The 499-nt window shown below is 59.3% G+C and carries 1 protein-coding gene and 1 pseudogene; both read right to left on the bottom strand.

Features of this window, described 5'->3' with window-relative positions; all coding sequences use genetic code 11:
• Window positions 1-155: pseudogene (locus QK296_RS28960) on the bottom strand (two-component sensor histidine kinase); the annotation flags it as partial.
• A 5-nt stretch (window positions 156-160) separates the two neighbouring features.
• On the bottom strand, window positions 161-499 hold a 339-nt coding region (locus QK296_RS28955), incomplete at its 5' end, for a winged helix-turn-helix domain-containing protein (protein ID WP_282392366.1).

The following is a 499-nucleotide window of genomic DNA, read 5'->3' as shown; positions in this document are numbered from 1 at the left end:
GGCGGCAAGTGTTGCAAAAAATACCGGTCAGACAGTTTGAAGTTGATCCACATGCACAAGGCGATAGCCACCACGGCGCCGATCGCCAACAGGCTCATGCGCATGCCGACCCAGCGCCACAAAGGTTTGTCGTTGACCCGTGATTGCTCAAGCATGCTGCTTACCGGAACCGATAGCCAATGGAGCGCACTGTCACCAACACCCCGGCGATGCCATGGGTTTCGAGCTTGCGCCGAAGGTTATGCACGTGGGCGTCGACGACGCGGGCCAGGGCTTCGCTTTCCGGCAGGCAGATTTCCAGCAACTCATCGCGTGTGAAGGCCTTGGAGGGAGTCTTGAGCAACGTGACCAGCAGCTTGAATTCAGTCGGCGTGAGGTCCAGCAACTGCGATGGCATACCACAGTGCTCAATGGCCGCAGTAAAAGCGGCAAGGTCCACCCGCAGGTTCTCATGGCGCAGCAGTTGTTCTACCGGCTGGCTGCCCGCGGTACGCCGCAA

The sequence above is a fragment of the Pseudomonas sp. AL10 genome, from assembly GCF_029960685.1.
Taxonomy (GTDB): Bacteria; Pseudomonadota; Gammaproteobacteria; order Pseudomonadales; family Pseudomonadaceae; genus Aquipseudomonas; species Aquipseudomonas lactis.
Note: the sequence above shows the minus strand (reverse complement) of the source record. Positions and strands in the feature narration are given on the sequence as shown.